This window comes from Micromonospora fiedleri (assembly GCF_016774385.1).
Lineage (GTDB): Bacteria > Actinomycetota > Actinomycetes > Mycobacteriales > Micromonosporaceae > Micromonospora > Micromonospora gifhornensis.
The window spans coordinates 465,890-483,203 of record NZ_JAETXL010000001.1 but is presented as its reverse complement, the minus strand read 5'-3'; the positions used below and the strand labels follow the sequence as shown (position 1 = coordinate 483,203).

13 protein-coding genes are annotated in these 17,314 nt (G+C 71.4%); 9 read left to right on the top strand and 4 right to left on the bottom strand.

The features are described from left to right. Window positions 1–47: 47 nt before the first annotated feature. Window positions 48–1,220: a PQQ-dependent sugar dehydrogenase gene (locus JMF97_RS02230; RefSeq protein ID WP_238358666.1), complete on the bottom strand. Its 1,173-nt coding sequence runs from the start codon at window positions 1,218–1,220 to the stop codon at window positions 48–50. 87 nt (window positions 1,221–1,307) lie between these two features. Between JMF97_RS02230 and JMF97_RS02225 the strand changes: the two genes are divergently transcribed. Beyond that, complete coding sequence (locus tag JMF97_RS02225; RefSeq protein WP_203219976.1) at window positions 1,308–2,234, top strand: 2-hydroxyacid dehydrogenase; 927 nt, start codon at window positions 1,308–1,310, stop codon at window positions 2,232–2,234. Here the strand turns inward: JMF97_RS02225 and JMF97_RS02220 are convergent. After that, the gene (locus JMF97_RS02220) at window positions 2,228–2,626 is read right to left on the bottom strand and encodes a PH domain-containing protein (protein ID WP_203219975.1); all 399 of its coding nucleotides are present in this window, start codon (window positions 2,624–2,626) and stop codon (window positions 2,228–2,230) included. The two genes, JMF97_RS02225 and JMF97_RS02220, sit on opposite strands and share 7 nt — an antisense overlap. A gap of 220 nt (window positions 2,627–2,846) precedes the next feature. Here JMF97_RS02220 and JMF97_RS02215 point away from each other — a divergent pair, with 220 nt between their 5' ends. Then, window positions 2,847–5,126: a bifunctional diguanylate cyclase/phosphodiesterase gene (locus JMF97_RS02215; protein WP_203219974.1), complete on the top strand. Its 2,280-nt coding sequence runs from the start codon at window positions 2,847–2,849 to the stop codon at window positions 5,124–5,126. Window positions 5,127–5,139: 13 nt separating this feature from the next. Here JMF97_RS02215 and JMF97_RS02210 read toward each other — a convergent pair whose 3' ends face one another. After that, window positions 5,140–6,162, bottom strand: coding sequence for a LacI family DNA-binding transcriptional regulator (locus JMF97_RS02210; protein WP_043719858.1), 1,023 nt, complete (start codon window positions 6,160–6,162; stop codon window positions 5,140–5,142). Between the two features lie 315 nt (window positions 6,163–6,477). On the opposite strand from JMF97_RS02210, the gene JMF97_RS02205 reads away from it, so the two are divergent. From JMF97_RS02205 to JMF97_RS02175, 7 genes are all read left to right on the top strand, one after another. Further along, entirely contained in the window at window positions 6,478–7,755 is a 1,278-nt protein-coding gene (locus tag JMF97_RS02205) for an ABC transporter substrate-binding protein (protein ID WP_203219973.1), read from the top strand. Beyond that, a complete protein-coding gene (locus JMF97_RS02200) occupies window positions 7,752–8,750 on the top strand; it encodes a carbohydrate ABC transporter permease (protein WP_203219972.1) in 999 nt (332 codons plus the stop codon). The genes JMF97_RS02205 and JMF97_RS02200 overlap by 4 nt, the downstream gene beginning before the upstream one ends. After that, window positions 8,747–9,640, top strand: coding sequence for a carbohydrate ABC transporter permease (locus JMF97_RS02195; protein WP_203219971.1), 894 nt, complete (start codon window positions 8,747–8,749; stop codon window positions 9,638–9,640). The genes JMF97_RS02200 and JMF97_RS02195 overlap by 4 nt, the downstream gene beginning before the upstream one ends. Further along, entirely contained in the window at window positions 9,637–12,138 is a 2,502-nt protein-coding gene (locus tag JMF97_RS02190; RefSeq protein WP_203219970.1) for a glycoside hydrolase family 2 protein, read from the top strand. Before JMF97_RS02195 ends, JMF97_RS02190 begins: the two co-directional genes overlap by 4 nt. A gap of 95 nt (window positions 12,139–12,233) precedes the next feature. Beyond that, on the top strand, window positions 12,234–12,572 hold the full coding sequence (locus JMF97_RS02185; protein WP_013732023.1) for an ArsR/SmtB family transcription factor: 339 nt from the start codon (window positions 12,234–12,236) through the stop codon (window positions 12,570–12,572). After that, window positions 12,569–14,269 carry a SulP family inorganic anion transporter gene (locus JMF97_RS02180; RefSeq protein ID WP_438803736.1) on the top strand — a complete coding sequence of 567 codons (1,701 nt, stop codon included), beginning with the start codon at window positions 12,569–12,571 and terminating at the stop codon, window positions 14,267–14,269. The genes JMF97_RS02185 and JMF97_RS02180 overlap by 4 nt, the downstream gene beginning before the upstream one ends. Before the next feature lie 96 nt (window positions 14,270–14,365). Continuing rightward, window positions 14,366–15,937, top strand: coding sequence for a right-handed parallel beta-helix repeat-containing protein (locus JMF97_RS02175; protein WP_238358500.1), 1,572 nt, complete (start codon window positions 14,366–14,368; stop codon window positions 15,935–15,937). Between the two features lie 58 nt (window positions 15,938–15,995). Here JMF97_RS02175 and JMF97_RS02170 read toward each other — a convergent pair whose 3' ends face one another. Beyond that, complete coding sequence (locus tag JMF97_RS02170) at window positions 15,996–17,240, bottom strand: endonuclease/exonuclease/phosphatase family protein (RefSeq protein ID WP_203219969.1); 1,245 nt, start codon at window positions 17,238–17,240, stop codon at window positions 15,996–15,998. Window positions 17,241–17,314 lie beyond the last annotated feature (74 nt).

Here is a 17,314-nt window from a genome sequence, read left to right as displayed (position 1 = left end):
CGCCGAAGGATCTTGACAAACCTGAGGTGTGGTGCTTCGAGGGTGCCTCAGCTTCGCCCAGCTCCGCCACCTGCGAAAACAAGTCGCAACAGTCGGTCGTCCTCGGGGGCGGGTCGACCCCGGCCGTCATGGTTGGAGGTGCTCACCCAGATCGAGCCGTCCGGGGCGGCGGCCACGGCACGCAGTCGGCCGTACTGCTCGGTCAGCAGCGCCTGGGGCTGCCCGAGGACCGTACCGGTGTCGGTCAGCTCGACAAGCCAGAGCCGCTGGCCGCGCAGGCACGCGGTGGCCAGCGTCCGCTCGACGGCGGCCAGCCCGGAGCAGGACGCCTCGTCGGTCGGCCACTGCACGATGGGGTCGACGTACTTCTCGTCGTCGCCCTGGCCCTCGACCTCGGGCCAGCCGTAGTTCTTGCCCTTGGTGATCTGGTTGATCTCGTCCCAGGTGTTCTGACCGAATTCCACCGCGTACATCCGGTCGCCGTCCCAGGCGATGCCCTGCACGTTGCGGTGGCCCAGCGACCAGACGGGCGAGTCGGGGTAGGGGTTGCCGGGTGCCGGCTTGCCCTCCGGGGTGATCCGCAGGATCTTGCCGCCGAGCTGCTTGACGTCCTGTGACTGATCGGTGTCCCCGGCGTCGCCGGTGCTGGCGTAGAGCAGCCCGTCGGGACCGAAGGCCAGCCCGCCGCCGTTGTGGATGCCCGCCTTGGGGATGCCGGTCAGGATCGGGGTGGGTTCCTCACCGAGCCGCAGCCGGGCGATCCGATTGTCCTGTTCGGCGGTGTAGTAGACGAAGACCGTCCGGTCCTGCGCGAACTTCGGTGACACGGCGATGCCCAGCAGGCCACCCTCGCCCGAGGCGACCACGTCGTCGATGGTCTGCACCTCGGTGACCCGCAGGCCGTCCGGGGACGACTCGGGGCCGACCTGGACGATCCGGCCGGTGTCGCGTTCGGTGACCAGGGCGCCGCCGTCGGGCAGGAAGGCGATGCCCCACGGCACCCGCAACCCCTTGGCGAGCACGGTGGCGACGACCTCCTGGCCGCCGTTGCCGGGGCTGGCCGAAGGGCTGGGCAGGTTCGGGGGCTTACCGGCCGGGTCCGGCTCCGGTTCGCCGAGGCTGCAACCGGCAGCCAGCAGGAGTGTCGCGCCGGACGCGGCGAGAAGCGTACGGAGCTTACGGGCGCGGGAGACTGGGGGACTGGCGCTCACCCGGCCCAGGGTAGTCCGCTGCGGACGCGGGCGTCGGTGTGCGCGTACGCGGCCCCTCGGCGGCGGTAACCGTCGCGAGGGCTATCGTCAGCGGGCGTGAAGGTATGGATTCCGCACGAGACCGGCCACGACCTGCTGGGTGAGCTGCCGCCGGAGGTCGTCGTCGAGACGATGAGTGATCCGGCCCGGCTGCCGTCGTCGACGTCCGGCGTGCGTTTCTGGGTGCCACCCTTCCTCGCCCCGGCGGCGGCCACCGCCCTGCTGAGTGAACTGCCCGACCTGGCGGTGGTTCAGTTGCTCTCGGCGGGGGCGGACACCTGGGTCGGGCGGATTCCGCCGGGAGTCGTGCTCTGCGACGCCCGGGGCGTGCACGACCCGTCGACCGCCGAGTGGGTGGTCACCGCCATCCTGTCCCAGCTGCGCGGCTTCCCGGCGATGGTCCGCGCCCAGGCGCAGCGGCGGTGGGCGTACGACGAGGTGGCGCCGACCGACGAACTGGCCGGCAAGCGGATCCTGATTGTCGGCGCCGGCTCGATCGGCACCGCCGTGCGCGACCGGCTGGCCCCGTTCGAGGTGCAGTTCGACCTGGTCGCCCGCACCGCTCGCCCCGAGCAGGGCGTGCACGGGGTCGACGCCCTGCCCACCCTGCTGCCGCAGGTCGACGTCGTGGTGCTGCTGGTGCCGCTGACCGAGCAGACCCGGGGCCTGGTCGACAAGTCGTTCCTGGCCGCCATGCGCGACGGCGCGTTGCTCGTCAACGCCGCCCGTGGACCGGTGGTCGTCACCGAGGCGCTGGTCGCCGAGGTGGCCGGCGGCCGGCTCCGGGCTGCCCTGGACGTCACCGACCCGGAGCCGCTGCCGGCCGATCATCCGCTCTGGGAATTGCCGAACGTGCTGATCACCCCGCACGTGGCCGGCTCGGTGCGGGGCCTGCTACCCCGGGCGTACCGCCTGGTGGGCCGGCAGATCCGGCGGTTCGTCGCCGGAGAACAGCCCGACAACGTGGTGGTGGACGGCTACTGAGCCACCGGGACGTCGTCGCGGTCGGCCACCGGCTCGTCGCGCTCGGCCGCCGCCACCAGCAGCGGCAGGTCGACGTGGCGTACCGCGGGCAGGACGAGTCGCCGACCGTCGGTGAGCAGGGCGACCGCCCGGCCGCGGGCGTCGCCGCTCAGCTCGACGATCTGGTCCCAGCGGATCAGGCGGTCGCCGAGCAGCGCCCGTAGCCGCAGCCCGTGCGGATTCGCGTCGGTGCCGGCCCGCCAGGCCCAGACGGCCACCGCCAGGGGCACCAGCAGCACCGGCAGCAGGTACGCGCGGGCGTCGGCCAGCGGCAGGGCGCCGATGGTGGCGATGATCGCCCCGACCAGGATGGCCTGGTGGTGTCGGAATCGGGTGGTTTCGGTGCGGCTCACCCCTCGATGATCCCACCATCACCGGCCCGGACGGCACCGGGCTGCGAACCGGGCTGTCCGGGGGGCCTGATTCTGTGTGGTCATCCGACCGCGTACAGTGATCTGGCTCAATGGGCGTCACTGGTTGCGCGCTTGCTCGTTTTCGGGGATGAGTAGCCGACCAACTGTCCGCCCTCGCACCGCCGCACCGCCCCAGTGCCCCCTCACGAAGGCGAATGTCGTGCCTGTCGCGTCCGTGTTCCGCGCCATCGTCCGACGCTCCACCCTGCCGGAGACGTGCGTACTCGCGGTGGTGTCCGTACTCGTCGTCGTCGGTGCGGCCGGGTCGATGCCGGCGCTGGCGGTGGTGGCGCTCGCCGGTGCGGCCGGCTCGACGCTGGCCGGCGTACGGCTGTCCCGGCTCGCCGCCGGCCCCGATGCCCCGACCCTCGGTACGCCCGGCGGGCGGCTCGCCCGTCGTCGGGCCGCCCGGCCGCGTCGGGCCGCCGCCCTGCTGCACGCCGCGGTGGTGAGCGCCGGTCTGACCGCGGCGGTGCTGCCGCTGGTCGCCGTCGGTGGCCGCTCGACCGCCGCCGTCGCCGGGCTGGCCGGCACCGCCGCGCTGCTCGGCGGCGGCCTGTTCAGCCTGCCGCGTCGAGCGGCGACACCGGCCCGGCTGTGGTGGCGTCGACTGCTCGACGGTGCCGTGGCCGGTGCCTGCCTGGTGCTCACCGCCTGGCTGCTGCTGCCGTACGCGGGCGTGCCGACCCCGGTGCGCCTGGTCGCCGCGATGGCCACCGGTCTGCTGACCGGCACCGTGCTCGCCCTGCTGACCGGGCCGGACCGGGCGTCCGGCATCACCCGCTGCCGGGCCGGCGCGGGACTGACCCTGCTCGCGTTGACGCTGCTGGCTGCGCTGCCGACCGGTGCCGGGCGCACGGCCCTGCTGGCGGTCGCGCCGCTGGTGCTCGGCCTGCTGCTGACCGCCGCCGGGGTACGGCGCGTGGTGGAGGCCGCCGAGGAACCGCCACCGACCGCCCCGGTGGTCTGGCCGCGCGTGGTGGTCCCGGCGGTCGGGGTGGTGCTGGCCATCGTGCACCAGTTGCAGTCCGGGCATCTGCCCGACCACACCACAGTCGTGCTCGCCCTCGCCGCGGTACCCGCCCTGGTGGCCCGTGAACTGCTCACCATCGCTCCGCAGCCCGCTCCGGCTCAGATCACGCCGGCTCAGACCGCCGAGACCGGGACCGGGGTCGGGAGCAGGGCCGAGGTCGGGAGCGGGGCCGTCGTCGGGGAACCCGTACCGGTCGGACGCGCCGCGCTGCTGCGGGCGCTGGCGGCGAGGTCGGAGGCGGCGGGCGGCACCCTGCTGGTGGTGGACCTGCATCTCACCGAGGTGCCCGGGGTGTCCGCGCGGGACGACGTGGCCGCCGAGGCCGTCCGTCGGGCGAGGGCCGTGACGGCCGCCGACGACGAGGTGATCGACCTGGCCGGCAGCGGTTTTGCGGTGGTCACCGGCGCGGGGGCGCTGCTGGCCTACGCGTTGGGCGCGCGGCTGCTCGAGGCGTTGGACCGGCCGTACGAGGTGTCCGGCGCGGTGCTGCGCTCGCGGGCCAGCGTCGGGTTGGCCGAACTGGCCCACGGCCGCCCGGAGGACGTGTTGCGCCAGGCCGACCTGGCCCGCCGACGCGCGGTGCAGCTCGGTCGGGACCGGATCGAGTGGTACGACGCGTACCTGGAGGAGCAACTGGTCCGGCGGCTGGATCTGGAGCGGGAACTGCCCGGCGCGGTCGCCCGAGGCGAGCTGGATCTGGTCTACCAGCCGGTGATCGGGCTCGCCGACCGGCTGCCGGTCGGTACGGAGGCACTGCTGCGCTGGCGCAGCCCGGTCCTCGGCACGGTGTTTCCGGCCGAACTGCTGCCGGTGGCGGAGGATCTCGACATCGTCGGTGAACTGGGCATCTGGGTGCTGGACCGGGCCTGCCGGCAGGTGGCGGAGTGGTCCGTGGGCGGGCGGCGGCTGTGGATGGCGGTCAACGTCACCACCCGTGAACTGATCTCACCGGACTTCGTACCCCGCACGGCGGCGGTGCTTGCCGCGCACGGGGTCGCACCGGACCAGTTGGTGATCGAGGTGGCCGAGCCGCGGGTCTGCACCGAGCTGCCGACCGTCGTGGCGCGGCTGGCCGGGTTGCGGTCGATGGGCATCCGCACCGCGCTTGACGACTTCCGGGCCGAGCAGGCCTCCCTCGCCCAGCTCCGGCGACTGCCGATCGACCTGCTCAAGGTCGGGCCGGAGGTGACCGAGGCGAGCCGGGACCGCCCGCTGCTGGACGTGGTGGTCACCGTCGCCGACCGGTTGGGCGCGGAACTGGTGGCCGAGGGGCTGGAGTCCGCGCATCAGGTGGAGGCGGCCTGTCGCGCGGGGTGCCGCTACGGCCAGGGGTACGAGTTGGCGCGCCCCGCCACGGCCGAGCGGGTCGAGGCGTACTTCGAGGAGTTCCCGTCCGCCTCACGGTGAATGCTTAACCGGTTCACGCCCCCACGCCGGGCGGGCCGGTGCTGCCGCGAGGCGTCAGGTGTGCCTGCTCGTCCTCCAGGTCCGTCGCCGGGGCGCCCTCGATCAGTTGCAGGAGCTGCCGGGCGGCATGTGCGCCGTAGGCGGGGATGTCGCGTCCCACCGCGGTCAGCGGCGGATGCACCAGCCGGCACAGCGGCGAGTCGTCCCAGGCCACGATGGACAGATCGGTGGGGACGGCAAGCCCCATCTCCTGGGCCACCGACAGCCCGGCGATGGCCATCACGTCGTTGTCGTAGATGACCGCGGTCGGGCGGATCCGGGAGCTGAGCAGCCGCCGGGTCGCCCGCGCGCCCTCCTCGCCGGTGTAGTCCGTGGAGGCGACGACCGCCTCGGCGAGACCGAGGCGCTGGCACACCTCGGTGAAGGCCTGCGTGCGGATGGTGGTGTGCAGCAGGTCGGGCAGGCCAGCGACGCGGGCCACCCGGCGGTGCCCCAGGGCGTACAGGTATTCCACGGTCTCCACCAGCGCCGCCGCGTCGTTCGACCAGACGCTGGCCAGCCGGCCGGTGCCGGTTGGCCCGCCGATCACCACGGCGGGCAGCCGCAACTCCTCCAGTACCGGCACCCGCTGGTCGTCGGTGCGCAGGTCGCAGACGAGCACCCCGTCGACCCGCCGTTCCCCCCACCACCGGCGGTAGACCGCGATCTCGGCGTCGGCGTCGGCGACCACCTGAAGGGTCAGCGCGTACGACCGGGCGGAGAGTTCCGCCTCGACGCCACTGATCAACTCCATGAAGAACGGTTCGATGCCGAGCGTCTGGGCGGGTCGAGCGAGGATCAGGCCGATCGCCCGGGCGGTCGCGCCGGACAAGGCCCGGGCCGCGCTGCTCGGGCTGAAGCCGATCTCGGCGGCGATGGCGAGGATGCGTTGTCGGGTCGCCTCGGAGACGCCGGGCTGGCCGTTGAGCGCGTACGACACCGCGCCCTTGGAAACCCCCGCCCGGCGGGCGACATCCGCGATCGTGGGCCGCTTCACCGGCGTACGCCCCCCTGAGCCAGTCCGTTGTCCGCTGGACAGGCTACCCGTCGACCGCCATCGACCAGGTGTGGGCCTGAACGGCGCTACTTGTTCGGTTCAGTCCGGAGGGCGCGGGCTGCTCGACGACAAAGGTGTTCGGCCTGAAGTCGTGATCAGTGCAGGTTTTGCGCTCCGGAGATCACGTTCTGACCGCGTCGTTAACTCGCCGTTGACACTCGGGAAGTGCCCCCGTACGGTGGCGTCACTTATCCGGTTCAGTCGACGTGTCTCGATCTATGGGGGCGGTCCCCACTCGTCTTTGGAGGATGGGTCATGAAACGGTCTTCGCCTCGTTGGCTGCGCGTCGCAGCCGTAGCACTGGCGGTCGGCTCACTCGTCGTCGCCTGCAGTGGACGCAGCACCACCGGTGGTGGCAGCGGTGCCGGTCAGGTCACCTTGACCATCAATTTCTGGGGCGACTTCGGCCTCCAGGAGCTCAAGACCAGGTACGAGGCGGAGCACACCAACGTCAAGATCACCCTCAACTCGGGCGAGTACAACGCCCAGCACGAGGACCTGCAGAAGAAGCTGATCGCCGGTTCCGGTGCGCCCGACATCGCCGCCATCGACGAGGGCTTCATGGTCCAGTTCCGCAGCCAGGCCGACCAGTTCGTCAACCTGCTCGACAAGGGCGCGGGCCGGTACGAGAGCAACTACCTGCCGTGGAAGTGGAAGCAGTCGCTGTCGGCCGACGGCAAGACCCAGATCGCCCTCGGCACCGACGTGGGCGGCCTGGCGATGTGCTACCGCACCGACCTGTTCGCCGCCGCCGGCCTGCCCACCGAACGCGACCAGGTCTCCGCGCTCTGGCCCACCTGGGACGACTTCATCTCCGTCGGCCAGCGCTACGTCGCCGAGACGGACAAGAAGTTCCTCGACAACGCCACCAACCTGTTCAACCCGATCCTCGGCCAGCAGCCGGTCGGCTTCTACGACCCGAGCGAGCAGTTGCAGATGCAAGGCGGCCCGAAGGTCGCCTTCGACTACGCGGTCAAGGCCGTCGAGGCCGGCTTGTCGGCCAACCTGACCAGCTTCCAGGCCGACTGGGACAAGGGCTTCACCAACGGCTCGTTCGCCGTGCTGGCCTGCCCGGCGTGGATGCTCGGCCACATCCAGAACACCGCGCCCGCGACCTCGGGCAAGTGGGACATCGCCGCGGTGCCGGGTGGCGGTGGCAACTGGGGCGGCTCCTTCCTGACCATCCCCAAGCAGGGGAGGAACGTCGACGAGGCGTACAAGTTCCTGGAGTGGCTGGTCCAGCCGGAACAGCAGATCGAGGTCTTCAAGACGGTCGGCAACCTGCCCTCGCAGCCCGGCCTCTACCGCGACCCGGCGATCGCCGACTTCAAGAACGAGTTCTTCAACTCGGCGCCGGTCGGGCAGATCTTCCCGAAGATGGCCGAGGGGCTGACGCCGCAGTACCTGGGCCGGAAGAACGGGCCGACCCGGGTGGCGGTGGAGAACGTGATCAACCGGGTGCAGAACGGCACGCTCGCATCGGACGCGGCCTGGGCCGAGGCGATCAAGGAAGCCGAGAAGGCCGGCAAGTGAGCCGAGCCACGGCTCCCGAACCGGCCACCCGTCGACCGGCCGCCCGGCAACGGCCCACCGGCCGGTCGACGACCTGGCGGGATCGGCTGCACCGCTTCGACGTGCGGTACGTGCCGTACCTGTTGATCGCGCCGTTCTTCCTGCTCTTCGTGGTCTTCGGGCTCTTCCCGATGGTCTTCAACGCGGTGGTGGCGCTGCGCCACTGGCGTCTCGACGAGCCGGACCGTACCGGCTGGGCCGGTACGGAGAACTTCCGTCGACTGTTCACCGACGGCGACTTCGGCAACGCGCTCTACAACACCTTCGGCATCTTCCTGCTCTCCACCATTCCGCAACTGCTGCTGGCGCTGGTCATCGCGTCGATGCTGAACCGCCGGCTGCGGGCACAGACCTGGTGGCGGGTCAGCGTGCTGCTGCCGTACATCACCCCGATCACCGCCTCCACGCTGGTGTTCAACGTCTTCTTCGCCCGTGACCTCGGGATGGCGAACTGGGCGCTCGGGCTGGTCGGCATCGGCACCGAGAATCCGATCGACTGGCGGGCCGACAAGCTGCACTCCTGGATCGCCATCGCCATGATGGTCAACTGGAAGTGGGTCGGCTACAACGCCCTGCTCTACCTGGCCGCGATGCAGTCCATCCCCCGGGACGTCTACGAGGCCTCGGCGCTCGACGGCGCCGGGCCGTGGCGGCAGCTCTGGCGGATCACCGTGCCGATGATCCGACCGGTGGTCATCTTCACGGTGGTGCTCTCCACCATCGGCGGCCTGCAACTGTTCACCGAGCCGATGCTGTTCGACCTCAACGCCCAGGCCGCCCGGGGTGGCGCCGGCGGGGAGTGGCAGACCGTCGCCCAGCTGATCTACAAGGTGGGCTGGAAGGACCTCAACCTCGGCTACGCCGCCGCGATGTCCTGGACGCTCTTCCTCGTCATCCTGGTGGTCGCCGCGCTGAACACCGCACTGACCAGTCGCATCTCGGGGGGACGTAGATGAGCCTTCTTGAGCGACCCCGGCAGGCACCGCGTAAGCGGCCCTCCACCCGAGGCCGAGCCCCGCAGGACACCCCGGCCGGCATCGGCACCTACCTGTTCCTGGCGGTGACCGCGCTGTTCGCGGCGTTCCCGTTGTACTGGATGTTCGTCATCGCCACCAGCACCGACGAGGCCACCTCGCAGCTGCCGCCGGTGGTGATCCCCGGTGACCGGTTCCTGGCGAACCTGGACGAGGTCTTCTCGCTCCAGGACGTTTACTTCGCCGCCTCTCTGGTGAACAGCGTCATCGTCGCCACCGCGGTGACCGCCTCGGTGCTGTTCTTCTGTTCGCTTGCCGGTTTCGCCTTCGCCAAGCTGCGCTTCAAGGGCAGTCGGGCGCTGATGCTCTTCGTGATCCTGACCCTGACCGTGCCCAACCAACTCGGCATCGTCGCGCTCTACATCGTGATGGGCAAGCTGGGGTGGAACGGCACCCTGCTGGCGGTGATCGTGCCCGGCATGGTCACCGCGTTCGGGGTGTTCTACATGCGACAGTTCATCGTCAACGCGGTGCCCGACGAGTTGATCGAGGCGGCTCGGATCGATGGCGCCAGCACCATGCGGATCTGGTGGACCGTCGCGCTGCCCGCGGTACGTCCCGCCCTCGCGGTGCTCGGTCTGCTCACCTTCGTCGCCACCTGGAACGATTTCCAGTGGCCGCTGATCACCCTCAACGGCAGCGACTACCCCACCTCGATGGTGGCCGTCTCCGACCTGGCCAGCGGCAACTACGTCATCTACCGGCGGGTGCTGGCCGGTGCGTTCGTGGCAACGGTGCCACTGTTGATCATGCTCGTCATCGGCGGTCGGCAGATCGTCCGCGGAATCATGGAAGGCGCGGTGAAATCGTGAGCGACGCGCGGGGGACCGGTCCGCTTCGGCAGGCGCTGCACGACGGCTGGACCCTGCGGGCGATATCCGGCCCGCAGGTGCCACCGGAGGTCGACGGCGTGACGGTGCCGGCCACCGTGCCCGGCTGCGTGCACACCGATCTGCTCGCCGCCGGGTTGATCCCCGACCCGTACCTCGACGACAACGAGACAGCGCTGGCCTGGATCGGGCACACCGACTGGGCGTACGAGACGACCTTCGACCGCCCGAGCGGCAGCCACCAGCGGCTCGACCTGGTCTGTGCCGGGCTCGACACGGTCGCCACGGTCACCGTCAACGGCGTCGAGGTCGGCCGCACCGAGAACATGCATCGCGGCTACCGCTTCGACGTCACCGCACTGCTGCAACCCAGGAACAACACCCTGGCCGTACGCTTCGACTCCGCCTACCGGTACGCCCACGCGCACCGCGACCGCCTCGGTGACCGGCCCAACGCCTACCCGGAGCCGTTCCAGTTCATCCGCAAGATGGCCTGCAACTTCGGCTGGGACTGGGGGCCGACCCTGGTCACCGCCGGCATCTGGCAGGAGATCGGCCTGCACGGCTGGTCGGTCGCCCGACTGGCCACCGTACGCCCGCTGGTCACCCTCGACGCCGTCGACAGCGTCGACGGCGTCGACGGGCGGGTGGCGGTGCAGGTCGAGGTGGACCGGCTGGCCGACCTGCCGCTCACCGTGCGGGCCCAGGTGGCCGGGGTGACCGCCGAGGCGAGCGTCGCGGCGGGACAGCGCAGCGCCACGCTCACCCTCGACGTGCCGCGGCCCGCCCTGTGGTGGCCGCGCGGTCACGGCGACCAGCCCCGCTACGACCTGGACGTCACCCTGCACGGGCCGGACGGCGCCACCCTCGACGCCTGGCACCGACGGATCGGCTTCCGCTCGGTACGCCTCGACACCACCCCGGACGCCCACGGCGCGCCGTTCACCCTGCACGTCAACGAGGTGCCGGTCTTCGTCCGGGGGGTGAACTGGGTCCCCGACGACGTCTTCCCGACCCGGGTCACCCGGCAGCGGCTGGCCCACCGCTTCGACCAGGCTGTCGACGCCAACATCAACCTGCTGCGGGTCTGGGGCGGCGGCCGGTACGAGTCGGACGACTTCTACGACCTGGCCGACGAACGTGGCCTGCTGGTGCAGCAGGACTTCCTCTTCGCCTGCGCGGCCTACCCCGAGGAGGAGCCGTACGCCGGTGAGGTCGCCGCCGAGGCCGCCGAGCAGGTGACCCGGCTGGCGGCGTACCCGTCGCTGGTGCTGTGGACCGGCAACAACGAGAACATCTGGGGCTGGCACGACTGGGGTTGGCAGGAGCAGTTGGCCGGGCGTACCTGGGGTCGTGGCTACTACCTGGGTCTGCTGCCGCGCATCGTCGCCGAGCTGGACCCGACGCGCCCGTACTGGCCCGGCAGCCCCTGGTCGGGCAGCGAGCAGCTCCACCCCAACGACCCGGCGTACGGCACCACGCACATCTGGGACGTGTGGAACACCGACGACTACGTGAAGTACCGCGACTATCTGCCCCGGTTCGTCGCGGAGTTCGGCTACCAGGGCCCGCCGGCGTACGCGACGCTGCGCCGGGCGCTTTCCGACGAGCCGCTCGCCCCGGACTCGCCCGGCATGGCGCACCATCAGAAGGCCACCGACGGCGACGCGAAACTGCGCCGAGGGCTGGACGCCCACCTGCCCGCGCCGCGCGACTTCGACGACTGGCACTACTTCACCCAGCTCAACCAGGCCCGCGCCATCCAACTCGGGGTGGAACACTTCCGCTCCCACCGGGGGCGGTGCATGGGCGCCATCGTCTGGCAGCTCAACGACTGCTGGCCGGTGACCTCCTGGTCGGCGGTCGACGGCGACGGCCGACGCAAACCCCTGTGGTACGCGCTGCGCCGGGCGTACGCCGACCGGCTGCTCACCGTGCAGCCCCGCGACGGCGGGCTGGCCCTGATCGCGGTCAACGACACCGGTCGACCCTGGCGGGCCACCGCCACCGTCAGCCGGCTCACCCTGACCGGGGAGCCGAGGGCGAAGGCGACCCTGGAGTGGGACGTGCCCGCGTACGCCACGGCCACCCTGGCCCTGCCGGCGGAGCTGGCCCGGCCCGACGACGCGTACGCCGAACTGCTGGTCGCCGACGCGGGTGATCCGGTCGGGCGGGCCTGGTGGTTCTTCGCCGAGGATCGCGACGTGCGGTGGCCGGTGGCGGACTTCGACGCCACGGTGGAGCCGGTCGACAGCGGTCTGCGGGTCCGGGTGCAGGCCCGGACGGTGCTGCGTGACCTGGTGCTGCAGCCGGACCGGGTCGACCCCGACGCCGAGGTCGACGAGGCGCTGGTCACCCTGCTGCCCGGTGAGTCGGCGACCTTCACGGTCCGCTCGGTGGCCCCGCTCGACCCGGCCGCCCTCGTCACCCGACCCGTCCTGCGCTGCGTCAACGACCTGCGGAGCGGAGCCCCCGCCTGACTGCCGAGCCCTCAGCATAGATCCACAATTGAAGAATCCTTCAAGTGCTAAAGTCTTCAGTGTGCCCGTCCGGGTGCGACGAAGGAGGCTGAGGCGTGTCGGTGCCGCTGTACCAGGCGAAGGCGGAGTTGTTCCGCACCCTCGGGCATCCCGTCCGCATCCGGGTGCTGGAGTTGTTGCAGGACGGCCCCAAGCCGGTGCGTGACTTGCTCGCCGCCATCGACGTCGAGGCGTCGAACCTCTCCCAGCAGCTCGCCGTGCTGCGCCGCGCCGGCATGGTCACCACCTACCGGGACGGCGCCCTGGTGATGTACGCGTTGAGCACGCCCGACGTGGCCGACCTGCTGGCCGCCGGCCGGCGGATCCTCGGCGCGGTGCTCGCCGACCGGGACGGCCTGCTCGACGAGTTGCGGGCCGGCGGGGCGAGCCAGTGAACGGCACCGAGGAGGCGACTCCCGCCACACCGCGTCCTGCCCTGGCCGCCGCATGGGGGCGCGTCCGTGCCCTGCTGCCCGGCCGGGCCGATCTTGCGGCGGTACGCCGAGCGCCCCGCCGTGACCTGCTCGCCGGGCTCACCGTCGCCATCGTCGCGCTGCCCCTGGCCCTCGCCTTCGGGGTCACCTCCGGGCTGGGCGCGGAGGCCGGGCTGATCACCGCCGTGGTCGCCGGTGCCGTGGCCGCCGTCTTCGGCGGCTCCAACCTCCAGGTCTCCGGGCCCACCGGCGCGATGACCGTGGTGCTGGTGCCGATCGTGGCGCAGTTCGGGGCGAACGGCGTGTTGCTGGTCGGCGCGATGGCCGGGGTGATCCTGCTGGTCCTGGCCTTCGCGCGCTTCGGGCGATTTGTCAGGTATCTTCCCGTTCCGGTGATCGAGGGCTTCACCGCCGGCATCGCCGTGGTCATCGCCCTGCAACAGGTGCCGGCCGCGCTCGGCGTCACCGATGCGCAGGGCGAGCGGGTCTGGGCGGTGGCCGCCGACGCGGTCGCCCGTTTCGTCGTACACCCGCACCCGGCCGCGATCGCGGTGGCGCTCGGTGTCGCGGCGGTGATGCTTGTCGGTGCCCGGTGGCGTCCCGGCGTGCCGTTCTCGCTGCTGGCCGTGGTAGCTGCCACCGTCATCGCGGAACTCGTGCCGGTCGACCTGATCCGCATCGGCGCCCTGCCGCAGTCGTTGCCCGCGCCGTCGCTGGACTTCCTCGACCTCGGCGCGGTGGGGGCCCTGCTGCCCGCCGCATTCGCGGTGGCGGCGCTTGCCGCGTTGGAGAGCCTGCTCTCGGCCACCGTCGCTGACGGCATGACCGTCGACCAGCGGCACGACCCGGATCGGGAACTGTTCGGGCAGGGGCTTGCCAACCTCGCGTCTCCGCTGTTCGGCGGCATCCCGGCCACCGCGGCGATCGCGCGTACCGCGGTGAACGTCCGGGCCGGCGCGGTGTCCAAGCTCGCCGCGCTCACCCACGCCGTCGCCCTGGCCGGCATCGTGCTGGCCGCCGCGCCGCTCGTCGGTCGGATCCCCCTCGCCGCGCTCGCCGGGGTCCTGCTGGCCACCACGGTACGGATGGTGGAGGCCGCCTCGCTGTGGGCGCTGGCCCGCGCCACCCGGGGCGACGCGCTGGTGCTCGTGCTCACCTTCGCCGTCACCGTCATCTGGGACCTGGTCACCGCCGTGGCGGTCGGCGTCGCCGTCGCCATCGTGGTGGCCCTGCGTGCCGTGGCCCGCAGCGCCAAGATGGAACAGGTCCCCCTGGACGCCGACGACCACACCGCCGAGGAGCAGGCCCTGCTGGCCGAGCACATCGTGGCCTACCGGCTCGACGGGCCGCTCTTCTTCGCCGCCGCGCACAACTTCCTGCTCCAGCTCTCCGACGTGGCCGACGTCCGGGTGGTCATCCTCCGGATGGCCCGGGTCACCACCATCGACGCCACCGGTGCCCAGGTGCTCGGCGACGCCATCCGTCGGCTTCAGGGACGCGGCATCACCGTGCTGCTCTCCGGCATCGATCCCGGCCACGACCAGGTGCTGGACACCCTCGGCGTGGCCGACCAGCTCCGCCGCGACGGCCTGATCTTCCCTGACACCCCGGCGGCCATCGCCCGTGCCCGTGCCCTCGCCCTGCCCGCTCCCGCCTGACATTGACCGTCATCACATTCCCGATTACCATTCGAACTGACTGGAAAGCGCTTTCCTGCGCGATGTGACCCGACGTCGATCCCCGGGAGAATCCTGATGGCGTGGAAGTCAGTCGGTGCCGCGATCCTGCTCGTGGCAGCCGCCGTCACCGTCCCGACGGCCGGGCCGGCGTCGGCCGCGTCGACCCGGTACGAGGCCGAGCACAGCCCGGCACGCTGCGTCGGCACCATCGACACCAACTGGTCCGGCTTCTCCGGCAGTGGGTTCTGCAACGGCAACAACGCCGTCGGTGCGTACGCCGAGTTCACGGTCTCCACCGCGACCGCCGCAACGGCCGAGCTGCGCGTCCGGTTCGCCAACGGCACGACAGGTAACCGCCCGGTGGATCTGATCGTCAACGGCACCACCGTGCGGAACGTGTCGTTCGAGGGCACCGGCGCCTGGGACACCTGGGTGACGAAGCCGCTGTCGGTCAGTCTGCGCGCGGGCAGCAACACCGTCCGCCTCCACCCGACCGCCGCCGGCGGCCTGCCCAACGTGGACTACGTCGAGTGGGAAGCCGGCACCGCGCCGTCGGGCGTCCTCCATGTCGCCACCAACGGCAACGACGGCAATCCCGGCACGCTCACCGCTCCGCTGGCGAGCATCCAACGGGCCGTCGATCTCGCCCAACCCGGCCACACCATCCTCATCCGAGGCGGGACGTACGCCCCCAGCAGCAACATCCAGCTGCTCAAGGACGGTACGTCGAGCCAGCCCATCACGATGCGCAACTACGCGGGCGAGCGGGTCGTCATCGACGGGGAGAACATGCCGCACACGCCGGCCCCGGTCGGCGGCAGCATCCCCCGGGCCGAGCGGGGCGCCATCCACATCGAGGGCGACTGGTGGCGGCTGATCGGGCTGGAGATCATCAACGGTCCGTACGGCGTCTTCGGGCTGGACGTCAACAACGGTGTCTTCGAGCGCCTGGTGACCAGGGACAACTACGAGTCGGGCTTCCACCTCCAGGGGGCGTCGAGCAACAACCAGATCATCAACCTGGACGCGTACGGCAACCGCGATCCGCGCAAGAACGGGGAGAGCGCCGACGGCCTGGCCATCAAGGAGGGCTCCGGCAGCGGCAACGTGGTGCGGGGCGCCCGGTTGTGGAACAACTCCGACGACGGGCTGGACTACTGGATGTTCGCCTCGCCCATCGTCACCGAGAACAGCCTGGCCTGGGGCAACGGGTTCAACCGGTGGAACCTGCCGGACTACACCGGTGACGGCAACGGGTTCAAGCTCGGCGGCAACTCCGTCGTCGCCAACCACACCGTGCGCAACAGCATGGCCTGGGACAACGCCGTCGGCGGCTTCATCGACAACAACAATCCCGGACAGCACCGGATCGAGCGGAGCACCGCCTGGCGCAACCCGGGCACCGGATTCAACGCCAGTCGTTCCACCAGCACCCTGACCGCAAACCTGGCCGTGGGCAACGGCACCAACGTGTCGCTGGGCGCCAACTCCCGAGGCAGCGGCAACTCCTGGGACCTCGGCGGCAGCTGGTCGCTGGCCAACACCAACCCCAGCACGATCACCGGCCCGCGAAACGCCGACGGTTCGATCCCGTCCTCGACCTTCCTGCGCCCGGCCAACGGCGCCGCCGTCGGCGCCCGCTTCTGAGGGCCTCTGAGGGCCTGTGCCGAGGAACGTCGACACAGGCCCTGGGACGCAGGCCGCCTCAGCGCCGCAGGTCGAGCCAGACCAGCCGGTGGTCGGAGGTGGGGAAGCCGCCCGGCAGGGCGGGGGAGTAGTCGCCGACCAGCCGGAACAGCGGGTCACCCGGCACCGGCCAGAAGACCCCGGCGGCACGGACCGGCAGACCCCGGCTCGGCAGCAGGTAGTCGACCCGCAGGTTGCCGGGGCTGGTGTCGGCGAAGTCACCGGTGTCGAAGCGCGGATCGCCGCGGTGGTCGAGGTTCGCGCCACCCTGCCGCTGGGCAGCGGCGGTGCCACCCGCGCTGGCCGGCACGCCCCGGTCGTCGACGCGGGGGTGGTCGAGCAGCTGCTGCGCCGCGCCGGGCACGCTGTCCCCGTCGTACGGGTCGGCGTTGAGGTCCCCGGCGATCACGAAGGCCGCGCCGGGCCGCAGCCCGCCGCGCCGTCCGGCGTCGTCGTAGATGTAGCCGCCCCGACCCGGGGAGACGTAGTCGGCCCAGAAGCGGATCTCGTCGTGGTTGCGGCGGCCGTTGCGGTCCTCCGGCCCGTCGAAGACCGGCGGCGTCGGGTGGCTGGCCAGCAGATGCACGGTACGGCCCGGCAACCGGATCGGCAGGTCCCAGTGGCTCTTCGAGGACAGCCGCAGGTCGGCCAGTTCCGCCGGGGAGTACCAGTCGGCAGGCTCGGGAGTGGACGGGTCGTCGGGCAGCAGCGCGCCGGGCATGTCCCGCCAGCGGAACGTCTGGAACGTACGGACCTTCGCCACGTCGATCGGGTACGCCGAGTAGACCGCCATGCCGTACTGGCCGGGGAAGAGACCGAAGCCGTACGCGTCGTCGGGCCCGCCGACGGTGCCGTCGTTGTTGAGGTCGTGGCCGGAGGGGACGCCGGTGTTCGACGGGGCGGCGTACCGGTACGGGTAGCGGATGGCCCGGCTGCCGTTGCGGGGCACGGAGAGGTAGTTGTCCTGGAACAGCGCCAACGCCCGGCCGGCCGGGTCGTGGTCGAACTCGTTGATCAGCAGTACGTCGGGGCGTACCCGCTGGATCACCTCGGCGACGTTGGCGGCCTGCGCGTTGTCCCGGCGGGACAGGTCGGCGACCAGCCCACCGGCGGTGTCCCGGTTCAGCGAGGCGTTGAACGTGGCCACCCGTACCGGTGCGGGGTGCCGTCCACCGGCACCCGCCGGTGCCGCCACCGTGAGCGTCGCCGTCACCGCGACAAGCGTCGCCGTGACACCGGCGCAGACCCTCCGCCTCGCACCCATCGAGGTACCTCCCCATTCACGATTCACGATCGCCACGCTACCGAAAACGGCATGGCGGCAGGGTGAACCGTGAT